This window comes from Limnohabitans sp. (assembly GCF_040400975.1).
Lineage (GTDB): Bacteria > Pseudomonadota > Gammaproteobacteria > Burkholderiales > Burkholderiaceae_C > Limnohabitans_A.
On the sequence record NZ_JBBAPF010000002.1, the window covers coordinates 62247 to 80923 of the forward strand.

18 protein-coding genes are annotated in these 18677 nt (G+C 57.4%); 9 read left to right on the top strand and 9 right to left on the bottom strand.

Annotated elements, in window-relative coordinates; translation table 11 throughout:
* Positions 1-83: 83 nt before the first annotated feature.
* The 5 genes from arsB to ABWQ00_RS02255 form a co-directional block, all read right to left on the bottom strand.
* Complete coding sequence (gene arsB / locus ABWQ00_RS02235; RefSeq protein ID WP_353237213.1) at positions 84-1121, bottom strand: ACR3 family arsenite efflux transporter; 1038 nt, start codon at positions 1119-1121, stop codon at positions 84-86.
* Positions 1122-1184: 63 nt separating this feature from the next.
* A complete protein-coding gene (locus ABWQ00_RS02240) occupies positions 1185-1679 on the bottom strand; it encodes an arsenate reductase ArsC (protein WP_353237214.1) in 495 nt (164 codons plus the stop codon).
* Between the two features lie 24 nt (positions 1680-1703).
* Entirely contained in the window at positions 1704-2036 is a 333-nt protein-coding gene (locus ABWQ00_RS02245; RefSeq protein WP_353237215.1) for an ArsR/SmtB family transcription factor, read from the bottom strand.
* A gap of 23 nt (positions 2037-2059) precedes the next feature.
* Positions 2060-3340 (bottom strand): organoarsenical effux MFS transporter ArsJ, encoded by a 1281-nt coding sequence (gene arsJ, locus ABWQ00_RS02250; protein WP_353237037.1) that lies wholly within the window; start codon positions 3338-3340, stop codon positions 2060-2062.
* A 1-nt stretch (position 3341) separates the two neighbouring features.
* Positions 3342-4385, bottom strand: coding sequence for an ArsJ-associated glyceraldehyde-3-phosphate dehydrogenase (locus ABWQ00_RS02255; RefSeq protein WP_353237038.1), 1044 nt, complete (start codon positions 4383-4385; stop codon positions 3342-3344).
* A 466-nt stretch (positions 4386-4851) separates the two neighbouring features.
* On the opposite strand from ABWQ00_RS02255, the gene ABWQ00_RS02260 reads away from it, so the two are divergent.
* The 9 genes from ABWQ00_RS02260 (at position 4852) to ABWQ00_RS02300 (ending at position 13581) form a co-directional block, all read left to right on the top strand.
* Positions 4852-6021: a PQQ-dependent sugar dehydrogenase gene (locus ABWQ00_RS02260; protein ID WP_353237039.1), complete on the top strand. Its 1170-nt coding sequence runs from the start codon at positions 4852-4854 to the stop codon at positions 6019-6021.
* A 211-nt stretch (positions 6022-6232) separates the two neighbouring features.
* On the top strand, positions 6233-7255 hold the full coding sequence (gene pstS, locus ABWQ00_RS02265; RefSeq protein WP_353237040.1) for a phosphate ABC transporter substrate-binding protein PstS: 1023 nt from the start codon (positions 6233-6235) through the stop codon (positions 7253-7255).
* Between the two features lie 111 nt (positions 7256-7366).
* A complete protein-coding gene (pstC, locus tag ABWQ00_RS02270; protein ID WP_353237041.1) occupies positions 7367-8353 on the top strand; it encodes a phosphate ABC transporter permease subunit PstC in 987 nt (328 codons plus the stop codon).
* A gap of 52 nt (positions 8354-8405) precedes the next feature.
* Positions 8406-9263, top strand: a complete 858-nt coding sequence (gene pstA, locus ABWQ00_RS02275; protein ID WP_353237042.1) for a phosphate ABC transporter permease PstA — start codon at positions 8406-8408, stop codon at positions 9261-9263.
* 20 nt (positions 9264-9283) lie between these two features.
* Positions 9284-10063: a phosphate ABC transporter ATP-binding protein PstB gene (gene pstB, locus ABWQ00_RS02280; protein WP_353237043.1), complete on the top strand. Its 780-nt coding sequence runs from the start codon at positions 9284-9286 to the stop codon at positions 10061-10063.
* Between the two features lie 13 nt (positions 10064-10076).
* Positions 10077-10775 carry a phosphate signaling complex protein PhoU gene (gene phoU / locus ABWQ00_RS02285; protein ID WP_353237044.1) on the top strand — a complete coding sequence of 233 codons (699 nt, stop codon included), beginning with the start codon at positions 10077-10079 and terminating at the stop codon, positions 10773-10775.
* Positions 10772-11467, top strand: coding sequence for a phosphate regulon transcriptional regulator PhoB (gene phoB / locus ABWQ00_RS02290; protein WP_353237045.1), 696 nt, complete (start codon positions 10772-10774; stop codon positions 11465-11467). Before phoU ends, phoB begins: the two co-directional genes overlap by 4 nt.
* A gap of 13 nt (positions 11468-11480) precedes the next feature.
* Positions 11481-12800, top strand: a complete 1320-nt coding sequence (gene phoR, locus ABWQ00_RS02295; protein WP_353237046.1) for a phosphate regulon sensor histidine kinase PhoR — start codon at positions 11481-11483, stop codon at positions 12798-12800.
* Between the two features lie 100 nt (positions 12801-12900).
* Positions 12901-13581: an HAD family hydrolase gene (locus tag ABWQ00_RS02300; protein ID WP_353237047.1), complete on the top strand. Its 681-nt coding sequence runs from the start codon at positions 12901-12903 to the stop codon at positions 13579-13581.
* A gap of 45 nt (positions 13582-13626) precedes the next feature.
* Here the strand turns inward: ABWQ00_RS02300 and ABWQ00_RS02305 are convergent, their stop codons facing one another.
* From ABWQ00_RS02305 to rho, 4 genes are all read right to left on the bottom strand, one after another.
* The gene (locus ABWQ00_RS02305; protein WP_353237048.1) at positions 13627-14997 is read right to left on the bottom strand and encodes an MATE family efflux transporter; all 1371 of its coding nucleotides are present in this window, start codon (positions 14995-14997) and stop codon (positions 13627-13629) included.
* Between the two features lie 3 nt (positions 14998-15000).
* On the bottom strand, positions 15001-16746 hold the full coding sequence (locus tag ABWQ00_RS02310; protein ID WP_353237049.1) for a hypothetical protein: 1746 nt from the start codon (positions 16744-16746) through the stop codon (positions 15001-15003).
* 153 nt (positions 16747-16899) lie between these two features.
* Positions 16900-17163 (bottom strand): type B 50S ribosomal protein L31, encoded by a 264-nt coding sequence (locus ABWQ00_RS02315; RefSeq protein ID WP_353237050.1) that lies wholly within the window; start codon positions 17161-17163, stop codon positions 16900-16902.
* 85 nt (positions 17164-17248) lie between these two features.
* Positions 17249-18511, bottom strand: coding sequence for a transcription termination factor Rho (rho, locus tag ABWQ00_RS02320; protein ID WP_353237051.1), 1263 nt, complete (start codon positions 18509-18511; stop codon positions 17249-17251).
* Positions 18512-18677 lie beyond the last annotated feature (166 nt).

Below are 18677 nucleotides of genomic sequence, written 5' to 3' on the forward strand. Positions count from 1 at the left end.
GGTGGGCAGTGAAGGTGCAGATTATGTGACGGAAGAATGAAAAATTCATGACAAGCATGGTATCTGTCGAGCATCTGCTTTTTTCAGGCTTCAGGTCGGCTGGGGTCACCCACTTTGTGGGGTGCCCAGGCGTTGACCAGCGCTACCAGGGACAACATGACCGGCACTTCAACCAAAACCCCGACGACTGTGGCCAGGGCGGCGCCTGAATTCAGGCCAAACAAAGAAATGGCCACCGCCACAGCCAATTCAAAAAAATTCGAGGTGCCGATCAAGCAGGCAGGTCCCGCCACGTTGTGGGGCAATTTCAACCACTTTGCACCCCACCATGCGATGAAGAAAATGCCATAGGTTTGGATGATCAGGGGCACCGCAATCAAGACGATGATCAGGGGTTTTTCAATGATCCTTTCGGCCTGAAAGCCAAACAACAGCACCACAGTGGCGATCAGACCCGCCACGGACCAAGGCTTGAGTTGAGACAAACGTTGGCTTAAGCGTGCAGCGCCGTGTGCCAGCCAGATCCGACGGCACAGCAATCCGGCCACCAAAGGCAAAACCACATACAAAACGGTGGAGAGCAACAAAGTTTGCCAAGGCACGGCCACATCGGTCACGCCCAGCAAAAAGGCTGCAATGGGCGCAAAGGCCACCACCATGACCAAGTCGTTCACGGAGACCTGCAACAAGGTGTAGTTAGCATCGCCTTTGACCAGTTGGCTCCACACAAACACCATGGCTGTGCAGGGAGCCACGCCGAGCAAGATCATGCCGGCAATGTACTCGCTGGCCGATTGGGGGTCTACCCAGGGCGCAAAGATATGCTGGAAGAAAAGCACACCCAAGGCCGCCATGGTGAACGGCTTGATGAGCCAGTTGATCACTAAGGTGAGCAACAGGCCTTGGGGTTTTTTGCCCACATCCTTGACCGAATTCCAATCAATCTGGGCCATCATCGGGAAAACCATCACCCAGATGCACAGCGCTACAACCAAGTTGACATGCGCCCACTCGAGTTGGGCCACGGTATGGAATAGCGCAGGCCACAATAGGCCAAGACCCATTCCCGCCAGCATGCCAAGACCCACCCAGACAGATAAAAACCGTTCAAAAATACCCATGGAGGTGTTGGCTTTCAAAAGAGCAATCAAAGCCCGGCGCTTGCTGAGCCGGGTGGGGTAGCTTCAGGATAGGCCAATTTTTTGCAGTTCTTGCTGTAGTGCCAAGCGGTCCAGCTTGTCCATGGGCAAGCTGAGCAAAATCGAAATGCGGCGGTGCAACTTCATGAAGGAGTCCCAATACGATTTGGCCAATTCGGTCTCCGATCCACCGTGGCGGCCTGGGTCTTCAACGCCCCAATGCGCGGTCATGGGCTGGCCCGGCCAAACCGGGCACACCTCGCCAGCAGCGTTGTCGCACACCGTGATCACAAAATCCATCACAGGCGCACCGTGCTGCGCAAATTCTGACCATGATTTGCTGCGCATGCCCTCGGTGCTCAGTTGGTTGCGAGTCAAGCAGTCGATGGCGCCTTGTTTGATCTGCCCAGCCGGCTGGCTGCCAGCACTGTAGGCCACAAAGCGGTTGGGGCCCAAGTGGTTCATGATGGCCTCGGCCATGATGCTGCGCGACGAATTGCCCGTGCAGATGAAGAGGATGTTGTACTTGGACATGGTCAGTTCTCCATGGAGAGGGTGAAAAATTCAGCAACGGCCGGTTTCACATGCCAGATTGATGGCGTCGCCACAAGGCACGCCTTGGCAACAGTGCGCAGTCAAAAAGTCCATCAGGCTTTGCATGGCACCCAGGTCGGCGCGGTAGCGCAAAAAGCGGCCTTCGCGCTGCACGCTGACCAAGGCCGCATGGTGCAATTCTTTCAGGTGAAACGACAGCGTGTTGGCGGGAATATCAAGCGCTGCAGACAGCTGCCCGGGCTGAATGCCCTCCGGGCCCGTGCCCACGATGGCGCGAAACACCTTCAGGCGCGAGCTTTGCGCCAAAGCCGCCAAGGCCTTGACGGCCACGTCCTCGTCCATGACGCTGAACAGTGAAACAGGGTTCATGGTGTGGCCTCTTTTTCAGGGGTGTGGGTGAGCAAACCCATGGGCAATCGCAGTGTGGCCAGCCAGCACAAGAGCAGCATCAAGGCCGAGCCCAAGAGTGCGTACATCAACCCGCCCCATTGGTAGAGAAGGCCCGACAGCAGCGTGCCCATGAAGCGGCCCAGCGCATTGGCGGCGTAATAAAAGCCCACGTCTTCCGCCGCTTTTTCAGAGCCCGCATAGGCCAGCACCAAGTAGCTGTGCACTGACGAGTTGATGGCAAAGGCAAAGCCAAACAAACTCAGGCCGCCCACCACCCACCACTCCAATTGCGGCGCTTGCAGGACCATGGCCGCGGCAATGCCCAGTGGGATGAGGGCCAGCACCGCCGACCACCAGCGGGCCGCTGGCACTTCGCGGCTCAGGCCATCGGCGCTGCGCCGCACGATCTGTGGCGCCATCGCTTGCACCAAGCCGTAACCAATCGTCCAAGCCGCCAAAAAGCCGCCCACCATGGTGAAGGTCCAGCCCACCGAGTACAAGAAAACCGGCACGCCCACCACAAACCACACATCACGCGCCCCAAACAAAGCCACGCGGGCTGCGGCCAGCGCGTTGATACCTGGGTTTTTGGCAAACAGTTCTTTGGCCGAACTTGAAGGCTTGCTTTTGCCCATCATGGGCGGCAAGCACGTCACCACCCCCACCAGCACCAGTGCCAAGAGGCCCGACATGGCCCACAGCGAGCCCTGAAAACCCAGCGTCTCTAAAAGCAAACCACCCATAAAAAAGCCAAAGCCTTTCATGGCGTTTTTGCTGCCGGTGAACCAAGCCACCCATTTGAAGAGTTGCCCGTTGCCTGTGTCTTTGGCCTGCGCTTGCGTGATCTTGATGGCCGACTTGCTGGCGGTTTTGGTGAGGTCTTTGGCTACGCCACACACGCCTTGCGCCAGCACCACCCAGGCCACTGACATGGCCGCTGTCCACTCTGGCTGCAAGGCCGACAGCAAACCAAAGCCGATGATTTGTGTGGTCAGGCCCACCGTGAGCATGCGGGCAATGCCAAAGCGCGTGGCCAGCCAGCCGCCAATCAAGTTGGCCAACACGCCCGCGCCTTCGTAGAGCAAGAACAAAAAGGCCAGCGTGAACGGGGAATAACCGAGCTTGTAAAAGTGCAGCAGCACCAACATGCGCAAAGCACCGTCGGTCAGGGTGAAGCCCCAATAGGCGGCGGTCACGATGCCGTAGTTCCGCTCTGCGGCGGTGACGATGCCGTCATGGCGCTCAGCCGCGTTCATCTCAGATGCCCACCTCGTTCATGTGGCAAGCCAGGTCCACCATGCGGCAGGCGTAGCCCATCTCGTTGTCGTACCAGGCGTAAATCTTGAGCAGCGTGCCGTCGGTCACCATCGTCGACAGCGCGTCCACGATGGCGCTGCGCGTGTCGCGGGCATAGTCCACACTCACCAAGGGGCGTTCCTCGTAACCCAAGATGCCCGCCAGCGGGCCTTGCGCGGCCGCTGCAAACAAGGCGTTGACCTCTTCGGCGCTGGTTTCGCGCTTCATCTCGAACACGCAGTCGGTCAGCGACGCATTGAGCACCGGGGCACGCACGGCGTGGCCGTTGAGCTTGCCCTTGAGTTCGGGGTAAATCAGGGCAATCGCCGTGGCGCTGCCGGTGGTGGTGGGGGCCAAGCTGACCATGGCGCTGCGGGCGCGGCGCAGGTCTTTGTGCGGGGCATCGACCACCAAGTTGGTGTTGGTGGGGTCGTGGATGGTGGTGATCTGGCCGTGCTTGATGCCAATGGCTTCGTGCACGACTTTGACCACCGGGGCCAAGCAGTTGGTGGTGCACGATGCGGCGGTGACGATGCGGTCTTTGGCCGGGTTGTACAGCGTGTGGTTGATGCCCACCACGATGTTCAGCACACCGCCCACCTTGATGGGCGCAGCCACGATGACGCGCTTGGCACCCCGATCCAGGTGGCCTTGAATCGTCTCGGGCGTCAAAAACTTGCCGGTGCATTCCAACACCAGGTCCACACCCATGTCACCCCAAGGGATGTCCGCCGGGTTGGCGTGTGACGAAAAGCTCAGAGTGCGATCACCGATGCGGATCTGGCTGTCTCCCTCTGCCTCGATGCGCTCGCGCCACTTGCCCTGCACGCTGTCAAAGGCCAGCAAATGCGCAGTGGCTGCCGCGCCACCTTTGAGTTCGTTCAGGTGCACCACCTCCAGGCGGTTGCCTGCGCGGGGGTCGTCTGACTGGCGCTCGGCTGCGCCCATGGCCGCACGCAAGGCCAAACGGCCGATGCGGCCCATACCGTTGATGCCGACTTTCATGGCGAATCCGTTTCTTTAATTCGATAATCATTGAATTGTGAGGTGTCATCGTGTCAGTTTGATGACAAAAGCGCCCTGATGGGACAAATGCCATGCCGATGCATTGCATGTTTTTTATTGTCGGTAGCGTTCGGTCTTTAGGTCTGTTCGGTGTGCCTCAGACACTGAGGCTTTGCACCGCTGGTTTGGTTGTGGGTGCTATCGGTTCGGCCCAAGCGCAGACTGATTGCTTTTTGGGAGGGTGGCAGCTGAGGGCGGGTTGACAGGATGACAGCGAAGCGCAAATGAACTTGAAAAGCCCGGAGCTGGGCTGCACTGCCACAACCAGCTTTTTGAGCATCCAGCAACCGGGTGAAAACAACCTGGCCATCTTGGTGCTTGTCTACTCCTTGTCAACGCGGCTATGCGCCAAGGTGCCGACTAAAATTTCCAGCTTCTTCCATACTTTGACGGAGGCGCCTTGGCCATGAAAAACACACCAACTTGGTTCGGCATGGCGGCCATGCTGTTGCAGTGTGCCGCTTGGGCCAGCGCACCCGAACCTCTGCCCACGCAGTCCAAAGACCTGGTGCGCAACGCGCCCGCCCCCGTGGCGTTTCAAGTGCAAACCCTGGTCAAGGGCTTGAGCCACCCTTGGTCTTTGGCCTGGCTGCCGGGTGGCGACATGCTGATCACCGAGCGCGAAGGGCGCTTGCGCCGAATCAGCCCTGACTTTCAGCTCGACTCTCGCCCGATCGAGGGTCTACCTGCCGACATCGTGGTGGACGGGCAGGGTGGTTTGTTTGACGTGGCTGTGCACCCCGACCACGCCCGCAATGGCTGGGTTTACTTGGCTTATGCGCAAGCTTCCAAAGACGGACCACGCGGTGCATCGGCCACGGCCTTGGTCAGGGCGCGCTTGCAGGGACACCGGCTGGTGGATTTGCAAAATCTGTTTGCCATGCGGCCTGCTTCGCGGGGTGGGCGGCATTTTGGTGGGCGCATCGCGTTTGACCGCCAAGGCCATGTGTTTTTGACCCTGGGCGACAGGGGCGACGATGCGCGGGCCCAAAAGCCGCGCGACCATGCCGGGTCGGTCATCCGCTTGCACGACGATGGCCGTGTGCCCGCGAGCAACCCCTTTGTGCAGCAAACTCAGCAGATGCCTGAGGTGTTCAGCCGGGGCCACCGCAACATCCTGGGCGCGGCGATTCACCCACAAACGGGCGAGTTGTGGACGCACGAACACGGCCCGCAAGGCGGGGACGAGCTCAACATCGTTCGCAGCGGGCGCGACTACGGCTGGCCCACCATCACTTATGGGGTCAACTACGTGACGGGCACGCGCATCGGTATGGGCACGCAGCAGGCGGGCATGGTGCAGCCCTTGCATGTGTGGGTGCCCTCGATCGCCCCTTCGGGCATGGCGTTTTACGAGGGAAATGCCTTCCCAGCCTGGCGGGGCAGCTTGCTGCTGGGGGCTTTGCGTGGGCAGAGCTTGGTGCGCCTTGTGCTGAACGGCGAGAAAGTTGTGACCGAGGAGCGCTTGCTGATGCAGCAGGTGGGCCGCATACGCGATGTGCGTGTGGGCCCGGATGGCCTGGTTTACCTCTTGAGCGATTCACCCGACGGCGCTTTGTGGCGGTTGAAGCCCTGAGAGGAGAGCGCGTTCTGGTTTTGACGTCAATAGGGCCAATCCAAGGTTGCAAAGCTCTTTTTTTGCAGCAGGCCCTTTGAGTACCCATTATTTGCCATTTGAAGGAGGGTTTTTTGACACAAACTTGTCACAATTGGGGGCTAAAGTCAGGTCAGTCAGCAGCCAACAGGTTGTTGACACGAATTCTTTTGAACCTGAAACAGGAGCTGAAATGCTGAAATTTAAATCCCTCGTGGCCGCCATCGGTCTGAGCGCTGTGGCTGCCACCACTTGGGCGGCGGATATCACTGGCGCTGGCGCGACGTTCCCGTTCCCCATTTATGCCAAGTGGGCTGAAGCCTACAAAAAAGAAACAGGCACTGGTTTGAACTACCAGTCCATCGGTTCTTCTGGCGGCATCCGCCAAATTCGTGCCAAAACAGTGGCCTTTGGCGCCACAGACGCGCCTTTGTCTGGCGCTGACCTGGACAAAGACGGCTTGGTCCAATTCCCCGCCATCATTGGTGGCACCGTACCTGTCTTCAACCTGGACGGTTTTGGCAAGGGCGAACTGCGTGTAACAGGCCCCGTCCTGGCCGAAATGTTCATGGGCAAGATCAGCAAGTGGAACGACCCCAAGTTGGCCGCCTTGAACCCTGGAAAGACCTTGCCTAATCAGACGATCACCGTGGTGCACCGTGCTGACGGCTCAGGCACCACCTTCAACTGGACCGATTACTTGTCCACCGTCAGCAAAGACTGGTTGGACACCGTGGGTAAAGGCGCTGCAGTCAAGTGGCCAGCGCCCACATCGGTGGGTGGCAAGGGCAACGAAGGTGTTGCGGCCAACGTCACCCGTACCAAAGGCTCCATCGGTTACGTGGAGTACGCCTATGCCAAGCGCAACAACATTGCGGTCATGGCCCTGCAAAACAAGGCCGGCAACTATGTGATGCCGGATGACGAGACTTTTGCGGCCGCCGCCGCTGGTGCGGATTGGTTCAGCGTTCCTGGCATGGGCTTGTCCATCGTGGACCAGCCTGGTGCCAAGTCTTACCCTGTCACCACAGCTTCGTTCATCTTGATGTACAAGACGCCCGCTGACAAAGCCCAATCCGCTGAAGTGTTGAAGTTTTTTGACTGGTCTTTCAAGAACGGCAAAAAAATGGCACTCGAATTGGAATACGTGCCCCTGCCGGACGCGTTGACCAATCAGATCCGTCAGCGTGTTTGGAACCAAATCGTCACCAAGTGATGTTGATTCAGGCTTGTTTGAACTGACTCTGGACCACCGACACCTTTGAAGGGTTGTCGGTGGCTTGTTTTTTTGACCAGGTTCATTTTTTGTATGTCTGCCGATAAGACCATGAACACCCACACATCATCGACTGAATCCGAGGCGCACAGTGCCAACATGGCAGCTGTTGCCAAGAGGCAACGTTTACAGGACCTTGTTTTTCACCGGACCACCCAGTCGTTTTCGCTTTTGGTGTTGATCGCCTTGGTGGGCATCATCGTTTCTCTTTTTGTGAATGCTTGGCCCACATTCGCCAAATTTGGCGCTCACTTTTTGTGGTATGTCGAGTGGGACATCATCAACCAAGAATTTGGTGCTGCGATATCGATCGTCGGTACGGTGCTGAGTGCCGGTATTGCCATGTTGTTGGCGGTGCCTTTGGCCTTTGGCATTGCGGTTTTTCTGACTGAAACCTGCCCGGTATGGCTGCGCCGCCCACTGGGCACGGCCATCGAGTTGTTGGCGGCTGTGCCGTCCATCATTTACGGCATGTTTGGTCTGTTCGTGTTCGCGCCGGTGTATGCCGATTTCTTGCAAGTACCTTTGCAGTCGGTGTTGGGCGGCATGCCCTTGGTGGGTTGGTTGTTTGGCGGCGCCACCAACGGTTTGGGCATTTTGGCGGCCGGCATCATTTTGGCTTTCATGGTGCTGCCTTTTGTGGCGGCCGTGATGCGCGATGTGTTTGAGATCACGCCCCCCATCTTGCGTGAGTCGGCTTATGGCTTGGGATGCACCACATGGGAGGTGGTGCGCAAGGTGGTGTTGCCTTATACCCAAACCGGTGTGATCGGCGGCATCATGCTGGGCTTGGGTCGTGCCCTGGGCGAGACCATGGCCGTGACTTTTGTGATTGGCAATGCCAACCGCATGCCCAATTCCTTGTTTTCTCCGGGCACTTCGATCGCCTCGGTTTTGGCCAACGAATTTGGCGAGGCCGAAGGCTTGCACTTCAACACCCTCTTCGCTTTGGGTTTCCTCTTGTTTTGCATCACTTTTGTGGTGTTGGCCATGGCCAAGTGGTTGATCATTCGCACCGAAAAAGCCAAAGGCAACTGATGCGCCACGACTTTTGCCTGGAATCCTCACCTTCATTGAATCGAGCCACACCATGCTGATGCAATCTTCCCCCCTTTACCGCCGTCGCAAGCGCGCCAATTTGATTGGCTTGTCCTTGTCCATGATCGCCATGAGCTTGGGGTTGGTGGCCTTGTTGTGGATCTTGTTTGTGCTGTTTTCCAATGGACTGGCGGCGCTTGAATTGACCTTGTTCACCAACGACACCCCAGCGCCCGGCTCTGAGGGCGGTGGCTTGCGCAACGCCATTGTGGGCAGTTTGATGATTGTCGGCTTGGCCGTGGCCGTGTCCACACCCATCGGCATTTTGGCGGGCATCTACCTGACCGAATATGGCGACACCAGCAAGACGGCCGAGTTCACCCGCTTTGTGACCGACATCATGTTGTCTGCCCCATCCATCGTCTTGGGCCTTTTTGTTTATGCCATCGCGGTGGCCACGGTGGGCAACTTTTCGGGCTATGCCGGCAGTTTGGCCCTGTCCTTGATCGCGATCCCGGTGGTCATGCGCACCACCGAGAACATGCTGCGTTTGGTGCCTGGCAGCTTGCGCGAGGCGGCTTTTGCTTTGGGTGCGCCACGTTGGAAGGTCTCCACCATGGTGACCTTGCGCGCAGCCAAAAGCGGTGTGATCACCGGCTTGTTGTTGGCCGTCGCCCGCATCAGTGGCGAAACCGCGCCTTTGTTGTTCACTGCGCTCAACAACCAGTTTTACAGCACCAACATGGGCGCGCCGATGGCCAACTTGCCGGTGGTGATTTTCCAATTCGCCATGAGCCCCTATGAAAACTGGATCCAGTTGGCTTGGGGCGGTGCTTTGCTGATCACCCTGACCGTGTTGGCCCTGAACATCCTGGCCCGCGTGTTCTTCCGCGAAAAAGTCAAAGCCTGATTGAAAGACGAGGTTTCACAATGCCCAATACATCCCCAACACCCATCAAGAATGCTATTGAAATTCGCAATCTGAGTTTTTTCTACGGGACCTTCAAGGGTCTGAAAGACGTCAACCTTAACATCGCTGAGAACAAAGTGACTGCCTTCATCGGGCCTTCGGGTTGCGGCAAGTCGACTTTGCTGCGCACCCTCAACCGCATGTACAGCTTGTATCCAGGCCAGCGTGCAGAGGGCGAAATCAGCCTTTATGGCACCAACATCCTGGACAAAAAGCAGGACTTGAATCTGTTGCGTGCACAAGTCGGCATGGTGTTCCAAAAGCCCACACCGTTCCCGATGTCCATTTACGACAATATCGCTTTCGGTGTTCGCCTTTATGAAAACCTGAGCCGCTCGGACATGGACGACCGGGTGGAGTGGGCCTTGTCCAAGGCTGCCATCTGGAACGAAGTCAAAGACAAACTGGGCCAAAACGGTTTGTCTTTGTCGGGGGGGCAGCAGCAGCGTCTGTGCATTGCACGGTCTGTCGCGGTCAAACCCAAGGTCATTTTGCTGGACGAGCCCACATCGGCGCTGGACCCGATTTCGACCGCCAAAGTTGAAGAGTTGGTCAGTGAGTTGAAGAAGGACTACACCGTGGCCATCGTGACCCACAACATGCAGCAGGCGGCGCGGGTGTCCGACTTCACCGCTTACATGTATTTGGGTGAGTTGGTGGAGTTTGGTGTGACCGAACAGATTTTCATGAAGCCCGTCAAGCAAGAAACCGAAGACTACATCACCGGCCGATTCGGCTGATCAGGAGAGACACATGGACAAGCACATTTCTAGCCAATTCGACGCCGAACTCACGGGCGTTTCTTCTCGCGTTTTGGAGCTGGGTGGTTTGGTGGAGTCACAGACTCGCCATGCTGTTTACGCCTTGGCGCAATTCAGCTCTGAAGTGGCTGACCAAGTCGTGGCCACCGAAAAGCAAGTCAATGCTTTGGAGATGGAGATCGATGCCGAGTTGGCCTCCATCATTGCGCGCCGGCAGCCCACCGCGCGCGACCTTAGATTGCTGATGGCGATTTCCAAGATCACCGGAAACCTGGAGCGAGCGGGTGACGAGGCAGAGCGCATTGCCCGCATGGTCAAGCTGATTTTGGAGCAAGGTAGCCCACGCAATTTGCCTTCGTCTGAGCTGCGGATAGCGGCAGACTTGGCCACCGGTTTGCTGCGCAAAGCGCTGGATGCTTTTGCCCGTTTGGACGTGTCCACGGCCCTGGTGATTTTGAAAGAAGACGATTTGATCGATGCCGAGTTCAACGGCTTCTTGCGCAAGCTGGTCACCTACATGATGGAAGACCCGCGCACCATAACGGCCAGCCTGGATTTGTTGTTTGTGGCCAAAGCCATTGAACGCATCGGTGACCACGCCAAAAACATTGCCGAGTTCGTGATCTACGTCGTCAAGGGTGCAGATGTTCGGCACACGGCCCTCACCGACATTGAAAAAGCCGTGCAATGAAATCCGTACCGCGCATTTTGATTGTTGAAGACGAAGCGCCCATTGCTGAGTTGATTGCCGTCAATTTGCGACACAACGGCTTTCAGCCCATTTGGGCCATTGACGCTGAAACCGCACAGCGTGAGTTGGACGAGGTTTTGCCCGATGTCATCTTGCTGGACTGGATGTTGCCCGGGGAAAGTGGCTTGACTTTGGCCCGCCGCTGGCGCGCTTCGGCGCGGACCAAAGCCGTGCCGATTTTGATGCTGACTGCTCGCGGTGACGAGGCTGACCGTGTGGCAGGCTTGGACGCGGGTGCCGACGACTACATCGTCAAACCATTTTCGCCCCGTGAGTTGTTGGCACGCATTCGGGCGGTGTTACGCCGCCGTGTGCCTGAGGCAGCGGGCGGCGTGGTGAAGATGGGTGATTTGCAATTGGATGCTGACACGCACCGTGTCTCTCACGGCGATAAAGCCCTCAAGGTTGGACCCACCGAATTCAAGCTCCTTCACTTTTTGATGCGTCACCCTGAGCGTGTGCACAGCCGAGGAGCTTTGCTCGACAAGGTTTGGGGTGACCATGTGTACATCGAAGAGCGCACGGTTGATGTGCATGTCAAACGCTTGCGAGAATCATTGGGCGATGCGGGCAACATGATTGAGACGGTACGTGGTGCGGGTTACCGCTTCACCCAAAAACCGTCGGCTTGATACCAGGTGGTTTATGGTTTTTGCGCTGTTTGAATTGCTGTTTTTAATGGGTGTGGCCGGATTGCCGGCTTGGTATGTGTGGGGTGCTTTGGGGGCTTGTTCGGCGGCCTTGTTGGTCGTGTGTGTGTACGCCTTGGTTTTGGCATGGCGGGTTGACCGCTTTGACCGTTGGCTCGGTGCACCCAGTTTGCGATTGGATCCACCTTGGCAAGGGGTCTGGCGAGACATGGCTTTGCGCATTCAGCGGATGCTGCGCCAGCAAGAAAAATTGGTGACTGTCCATGAAAAAAGGCTGCAAGATTTTTTGTCTGCGATTCAGGCTTCCCCCAGTGGTGTGATTTTGCTGGACGAAGAAGCGCGTATTGAATGGTGCAATGAAACGGCAGCTTCACACTTGGGATTGGATTCGATCAAAGACCGGATGCAACACATTGTTCATTTGGTTCGTGATCCCGTTTTTTCGCGTTATTTTTCGCAAGCCAGCCATGCCGGCGAAGCGGTCATTGAAGGGCGATCCAGTTCGGCGGCCAGTGCCCAAAAATTGTCGGTGCAGTTGCATGAGTATGGCGATGGTCGGTCTTTGTTGTTGACGCGTGACATCACCGCTGTCGCCCAGGCCGAGGCCATGCGCCGAGATTTTGTAGCGAACGTTTCGCATGAGATCAGGACACCTCTGACGGTTCTCAGCGGATTTATCGAAACTCTGCAGACACTGCCACTGGATGAACAAGAGCGTGTTCGTTATTTGAGTTTGATGGCTGTGCAGTCGGAGCGCATGCAAGATTTGGTGGCTGATTTGTTGACGCTTTCTCAATTGGAGGGAAGTTTGCCCCCAAGCATGAGCCAGCATGTGTCTTTGCCTGCTTTGATGTCGCAGGTGTTTGGCGATGCCAAAGCCATGTCCGAAGGCTTGGCCAACATGGGTGATGGCGCGGGTCATGATTTGGTGATGGCCCCGGTCCCGGAAGTGGATTTGTTAGGTTCTCGTTCTGAGCTGATGAGCGCGCTTTCCAATTTGGTGATCAACGCCGTGCGTTACACCCCACTGGGCGGCTCTATTCATTTGAGTTGGTCCTCTACGTCTGAGGGATGGGTGTTTGCAGTCAAAGACACGGGCCCTGGCATCGCGGCTGAGCATTTGCCACGTTTGTCGGAACGTTTTTACCGCGTTGACCGGAGCCGCTCGAGAGAGACAGGTGGCACGGGTTTGGGTTTGGCCATCGCCAAGCACGTCATGCAGCGGCATGGCGGTGAGTTGCGCATTGAAAGTGACTTGGGCAAGGGCTCGACATTCAAGTTGATCTTCCCGGCCAGCCGAGTGGTCCATGTCTGATTCGCCAAAGCAATGGGCTGAAGCTTCAGTCTTCTTGGGGACCGTCTTCTTTTTGCTGGGGTCGACAAAGCCCTTTGTCATCCACTGACGGAGACGGCTGATGCGTGTCGCTTTTTTGGATTTGGACCACACCTTGCTGGCGGCCGACAGCAACCAGTTGTGGATGGCCCATTTGAGGGCTGAGCATTTGATTTCAGAAGAGCAATCTTTTGTTCATGATCAATTCTTGCGGGACTATGCCCAAGGGGCGCTCGATTTCGCAGCCCTGCAAGCTTTCCGCATTGGGCTGGATGCTTCTTTGGCACCAGACACCTTGTCTGCCGTCAGGGCTGAGTTTGAACGGGAGACATTGATACCGGCCATTGCACCCCTTGCGCCGCGCTTGTTGGCTGAGCTGGCGCAGCGGGGCTTGACCACCGTGTTGGTCAGTGCCACCCGAAGTCCCCTGGTTGACCCTGTTGTGCAGGCTTTGGGCGTGGCGCATGCCATCACGTCTTGCTTTGGTCAGGACAAAGTCCAGCATGTTCAAGCCTGGCTTCAAGGCTTGGGTTCTTCGCTCAATGAATTGCACGAAAGCTGGTTTTTCAGCGACTCGCACAACGACTTGCCGCTGCTGGATGTGGTGATGCACCCTGTGGCGGTGGACGCCGATGTCCGGCTCCAGCAAGTGGCCACCGAGCGGGCTTGGCCCATGATGTCCTTGCGCAGCGAGGTCTTTCAGGGCGATCTCTTGCTGCCTCGTTCTGCGGCCCTGGGTTTGAAAACCGGTCAATCCATTTGAGGCGTTTGCTGTCGATCCTTGTCGCAAGCCACTTGGCAGCTTAGATCAGGGGTTTGAGTGTTCGCTTTTGGCAATTCTGCTAACCCGCCAGACCAAAGCCGCAAACATCAAAGACACCGCGGCCAGCGCCAAGCTGCTGCTGATCCAAAAGGCATCCACTGAGGGCCGGGACGTCCAGTTGATCAGCCCGTTCAGCGTGCTGTGGTCATAGGCCCAAAGGTACCCGCCATAAAGGCCGAGGCCCCACAAGAATGCTGCGTAAATCAGCAAGGGTGCGATGGTGATGCGGTAGCAACGCAACAAATAGGCGCACACCGCTTGCACAGCATCGGCCAGGTGGTACAGGGCCACCCAGCCTAACCAAACCACGGCGGCTTGAGCCACCAAGGGGTCGTTGGTAAAGGCTTGGGCAATGCTGTCGCTAAGCAGCAGCAAAAGAGATGCGCAACTTATCGCAGCGCCAATGGCCAGGCCAATGCCCATGCCGGCTGCTTGGCGTGCCCGGCGGGCATCGCCTGCGCCCAACCAATACCCGGTGCGCGCACTGCTGGCGATGCCCAAAGCCAGGGGCACCATGTAAAGCACGGCCGCCAAGCTGGCTGCTATTTGGTGGCTGGCCGAGGCGACCGAGCCCAATCGGGCGATGAACAAGGCCATCAGCGTGAAAGAGGTGACTTCCACCATGATGGACAGGCCTGCCGGCACGCCCATGCGCAAAAAATGTCGGATGACGGGCCATTGCGCTTTTTCTGGCCATCGCCACAGTTGGTAGGGACGGTAAATGTCTTGGGTTTTCAGCAACCAAAGTCCGGTCAGCATCATCAGGGTGTTGACCGCCAAAGTGGCCCAGGCGCAACCCACCACGCCCATGCCTGCCTGATCGCCGATGCCAAATGTCAAGACCACGGACAGTGGGATCTTGACCAGCAATGCACCGGCTTGTAACCAGGTCACCAAACGGGGGTAGCCCAAGCTTTGGTTCAGGGTGCTGTACATGCGAAAAAGCAAAGACGGCACCAAAGCCACGGCCAACACGCGCAAGTAGGCGCGAACATCGGGCCACAGTTCCGGGGGCACTTGGGTCCAGGACAGCCAAGGGTCTGGAAACAACAAGCCGGCCATGCCCAGGGCAGCAGCGCCCGAGGCGATGTAAAGGGCTTGACGCACGGAGCGGCCAATGTCGAGTGGGCGGTTGGCGCCGTGCAATTCGGCCCAGACCGGCAGCAAAGCTTGCAGCATGCCGTTGAGCGCGACATAAATGCTGATGTAAATGGACGATGCCAGGGACAGCACCGCCAGTGCATGGGGGCTGTAGCGGCCCGCGATGAGGGTGTCCGCGACGCCAAAAGACATCACGGCCAATTGGCCCACCAGCACGGTGCCTGCATGGCGGCTGATGGTGCGCAATTCAGACATGGCTCAATCGGGCTTGGGCGCGGGTGAAAGAGGGGGCTGACTCAGGGGGTCAAGGGTCGGACGAAAAACCAGCAAGCTTTCGCTGCGGTCTCCAAGCCGTTGTGCTTTGGCTTCTTGGGTCCAACCCCATGCTTTGAGTTTGTCTTCGAGCAGGGGCAGGTTGCGCTCGTCCATCACCAGCCATGGGCAGTCACTGTGGGGTTTTTGAGCCGCTTGCAGTCGGACTTGCGCATGAAATAAAAGTGCTGCGCCTTGGGCTTGTGTGATGCCGGCATATTGCAAACAGGACGCCGTCCCCGTGACCATCTGTACTTTTTGAACCGTGGTGACGTAGCTGCGTGCAAAGTTGAGCAATGGAAGCCAGAGGCTCATGAGCAACAACCAACACAAAACGGCACCGGATGCGGGCAAGACCATGCTTTTCCAGATGGCTGCTCGGTGGTGGCCGATGCGCCATTTCACCAACCAAGCCCATGCCAGGGTGGCCAGCAAAGCCAAGCCAAAAGCCATGATGGAAAACTCTGGCAAAAATCCCGGGGCCAGTTTGGCGACGTTGGCCGCAGGCTTGGCTGGAAATCCAGTTTGCATGGCGATCCAGATGACCCAAATGGTGAGGGCACAAAAGCTGAAAAACAACAATGTGAACCAGTCGATCAGAGCACCCAAGCTGCGTCGCAAAGTGGGCAAAGCGAATGCGGCCAAAGCGGCAATTCCCGGCAGGGCCAGCAAAAGTGCGCTGTCTGACATGCCGGTCAACCAAGTGGCGACCACGGTGACCGCGGTGAACCACAATGGCAAAGCCAAGTGCGGAAAGCGCCAGCCGCGCGAGAGTTGGGACCTCCAGCGCCACAAAGACCAGGCCGCCAATGGCCAAGCGGGCCATGTGAACCACAGCATGAGCTTGGTCAGTGCACCCAGATCCAACAAGGTGTGCGACTCGATACGCCACCGCCAAAGATCCAGATAGCCCGCTGTGGTGGTACAAAACAGGCACAGCAAAGCCAATAAGCCCAAATCGAGCATGCGCAGGCGAGCTTGCGCGGGATCGCTTTGACCGAGTACTTTCAATACAGAGCCGCCAATTCCCAGCCACAGTGCAAGGCTGGGTGCCCCAGAAAGCGTGAGGCCGAGCATGCCAGCGCTGACAGCCACCCCGCTGCGCAAACGCCATCGCGGTAGTGTGGCCAAACCGACAAAAATCAGGGAGGCGAAGCAAAGCTGACTGAGTGCCGGGGTGGCTTCGTGTGCCAATCTGGCTAAACCCAGGCAGGCCAACAAGGCCAGCAAACCGCCATCGGCCAAGGCGCGGGCGTAGTCCGCAGGTTTTGCTTCACCCCCAAATGCAAAGGCCACGGGTTGCGCTGCGGGGTTACGGGCCAAGGCGTAGACGGCATACCAGGTGGCAGCCAGGGTCAGTGCCAACATGGCGATGAAAGGAATCCGCGCAAAGACATCTTCCCAACCGGCGGGGGCGCCGTACAAAAACGCTGCGCCCAGCCAGTAAGGCAACAAGGCCAGTTGTGGGTCATGTTGACCCAACAAGCTGGGCCGGAACCAGCTGGAAACTTCGCCTAAAGCTGGCTGGGCCAGCTGCAGCATGTAGCCTAGAGCCTCTAGATCTTGTGATTTCCAAGGCTCGCGCCCCCAAAAACCAGCCAGCACGTAGGCCACACACAACAGCAGCAAGGCCAGACGGGGCAGTCGCCGAACAGCGCTTTGGGCAACGATGGCAGGGGTGGTGTGGTTCACGGACAGTGCAGAGATCGAGTGGGTCGGGGCCGTATTTGAGAGGCCTATTTTAAAAACCAAGCAGGCTGATGAGGGCAGTCTGTAACAGGGGACCATGCAAAAAGGGCAGGCCGGTTGCCCGGGCTGCCCTTTCGGGGAACACCAATGCGCGAATTACTTGGCGATGGTGGTGGCCTTGCCGAAACGGTTGCGGAATTTCTCCACACGGCCGCCCATGTTGTCGACCGACTTTTGGGTGCCGGTGTAGAAGGGGTGCGACTCGCTGGTTGTGTCCAGCTTGTACCAAGGCAGCTCGCGGCCGTCTTCCATTTTGATCATTTCTTTGGTGTTGGCGCATGAACGGGTCACGAACTTGAAACCATTGGACATGTCTTGGAAGCAAACTTCACGGTAGTTGGGGTGAATGCCGTCTTTCATGGGGAAATCCTTTAACTTTCGCTACGGTAGCCACTCTGCAGCCTATCTGAGAGCACTTTCCGCAAAACCTGTGGATTATAGGGTATCAGCCGCCGCGTCGCATCATGTCGAAGAACTCGGAATTGTTCTTGGTGGCTTTCATGCTCTTCAAGACCATCTCCATTTCTTCGATTTCGTCCATGTTGTACATGAATTGACGCAGGATGCGGGTTTTTTGCAGCACTTCGGGCTGCAAGAGCATTTCTTCACGGCGGGTGCCGCTGCGGTTCAGGTTGATCGCCGGGAAGACGCGTTTTTCATACAAACGGCGCTCAAGGTGAATTTCGCAGTTACCGGTTCCCTTGAACTCTTCAAAGATCACTTCGTCCATGCGGCTGCCGGTGTCGACCAGTGCCGTGGCGATGATGGTCAAGCTACCGCCTTCTTCCACATTGCGGGCAGCACCAAAGAAACGCTTGGGGCGCTGTAATGCGTTGGCATCCACACCGCCAGACAGCACTTTGCCCGAAGAAGGCACCACGTTGTTGTAGGCGCGGGCCAGGCGGGTGATCGAATCCAGCAGGATGACCACGTCTTTTTTCAATTCCACCAAGCGTTTGGCGCGTTCGATCACCATCTCGGCCACGTGCACGTGGCGCGAAGCGGGTTCGTCAAAGGTGGAGGAGATCACTTCGCCGCGCACGCTGCGTTGCATTTCGGTCACTTCTTCTGGGCGCTCGTCCACCAGCAACACCATCAGGTGCACATCGGGGTAGTTGGCGGTGATGGCGTGAGCGATCTGCTGCATCATGACCGTCTTGCCCGACTTGGGCTGCGCCACGATCAAGGCGCGTTGGCCACGGCCGAGCGGGGCGATGATGTCGATCACGCGGGCGGTGATGTTTTCTTCGCCCTTGATGTCACGCTCCAGACGCATTTGCTCTTTGGGGAAGAGGGGCGTCAGGTTTTCAAACATGACCTTGTGTTTGTTGTTCTCTGGCAAGTCACCGTTGACTTGGTCGAGCTTGGTCAAGGCGAAGTAGCGCTCGCCGTCTTTGGGGATGCGCACCTCGCCTTCGATCATGTCGCCGGTGTGCAGATTGAAACGCCGAACTTGGCTGGGGCTGATGTAGATGTCGTCGGTGCTGGCGGTGTAACTGGAGTCGGGGCTGCGCAAAAAGCCAAAACCATCCGGCAAGATTTCCAGCACGCCATCGGCAAACACCTGTTCGCCTGCTTTGGCACGTTTTTTGATAATGGCAAACATCAGTTCCTGCTTGCGCATGCGGCCGGTGTTCTCGATTTCGAGCGTGTCGGCTTGCTTCAGGAGTTCGGACACATGAAGTGCCTTGAGTTCGTTCAAATGCATGGGATGGAGCCTGTGGCAAATCGGTTCGTTGTGAACCGTTTTAGGAGATAACCAGGTGGAATGTTCTGAACCGGATGCCGCCCGAGGATGGGGGCTTGTGCTTCCAGCAGTCTTGGCGCTGTCCCGTGTTCGGGTTGCCTGCTGGAAATTATGACAGGTTTTCGTG

What these genes read in the sequence shown, in the direction of transcription:
- arsB (WP_353237213.1), bottom strand. Translation starts at nt 1,121, where the DNA reads ATGGGTATTTTTGAACGGTTTTTATCTGTCTGGGTGGGTCTTGGCATG.
- ABWQ00_RS02245 (WP_353237215.1), bottom strand. Translation starts at nt 2,036, where the DNA reads ATGGACGAGGACGTGGCCGTCAAGGCCTTGGCGGCTTTGGCGCAAAGC.
- arsJ (WP_353237037.1), bottom strand. Translation starts at nt 3,340, where the DNA reads ATGAACGCGGCTGAGCGCCATGACGGCATCGTCACCGCCGCAGAGCGG.
- ABWQ00_RS02255 (WP_353237038.1), bottom strand. Translation starts at nt 4,385, where the DNA reads ATGAAAGTCGGCATCAACGGTATGGGCCGCATCGGCCGTTTGGCCTTG.
- ABWQ00_RS02260 (WP_353237039.1), top strand. Translation starts at nt 4,852, where the DNA reads ATGAAAAACACACCAACTTGGTTCGGCATGGCGGCCATGCTGTTGCAG.
- pstS (WP_353237040.1), top strand. Translation starts at nt 6,233, where the DNA reads ATGCTGAAATTTAAATCCCTCGTGGCCGCCATCGGTCTGAGCGCTGTG.
- pstC (WP_353237041.1), top strand. Translation starts at nt 7,367, where the DNA reads ATGAACACCCACACATCATCGACTGAATCCGAGGCGCACAGTGCCAAC.
- pstA (WP_353237042.1), top strand. Translation starts at nt 8,406, where the DNA reads ATGCTGATGCAATCTTCCCCCCTTTACCGCCGTCGCAAGCGCGCCAAT.
- pstB (WP_353237043.1), top strand. Translation starts at nt 9,284, where the DNA reads ATGCCCAATACATCCCCAACACCCATCAAGAATGCTATTGAAATTCGC.
- phoU (WP_353237044.1), top strand. Translation starts at nt 10,077, where the DNA reads ATGGACAAGCACATTTCTAGCCAATTCGACGCCGAACTCACGGGCGTT.
- phoB (WP_353237045.1), top strand. Translation starts at nt 10,772, where the DNA reads ATGAAATCCGTACCGCGCATTTTGATTGTTGAAGACGAAGCGCCCATT.
- phoR (WP_353237046.1), top strand. Translation starts at nt 11,481, where the DNA reads ATGGTTTTTGCGCTGTTTGAATTGCTGTTTTTAATGGGTGTGGCCGGA.
- ABWQ00_RS02300 (WP_353237047.1), top strand. Translation starts at nt 12,901, where the DNA reads ATGCGTGTCGCTTTTTTGGATTTGGACCACACCTTGCTGGCGGCCGAC.
- ABWQ00_RS02305 (WP_353237048.1), bottom strand. Translation starts at nt 14,997, where the DNA reads ATGTCTGAATTGCGCACCATCAGCCGCCATGCAGGCACCGTGCTGGTG.
- ABWQ00_RS02315 (WP_353237050.1), bottom strand. Translation starts at nt 17,163, where the DNA reads ATGAAAGACGGCATTCACCCCAACTACCGTGAAGTTTGCTTCCAAGAC.
- rho (WP_353237051.1), bottom strand. Translation starts at nt 18,511, where the DNA reads ATGCATTTGAACGAACTCAAGGCACTTCATGTGTCCGAACTCCTGAAG.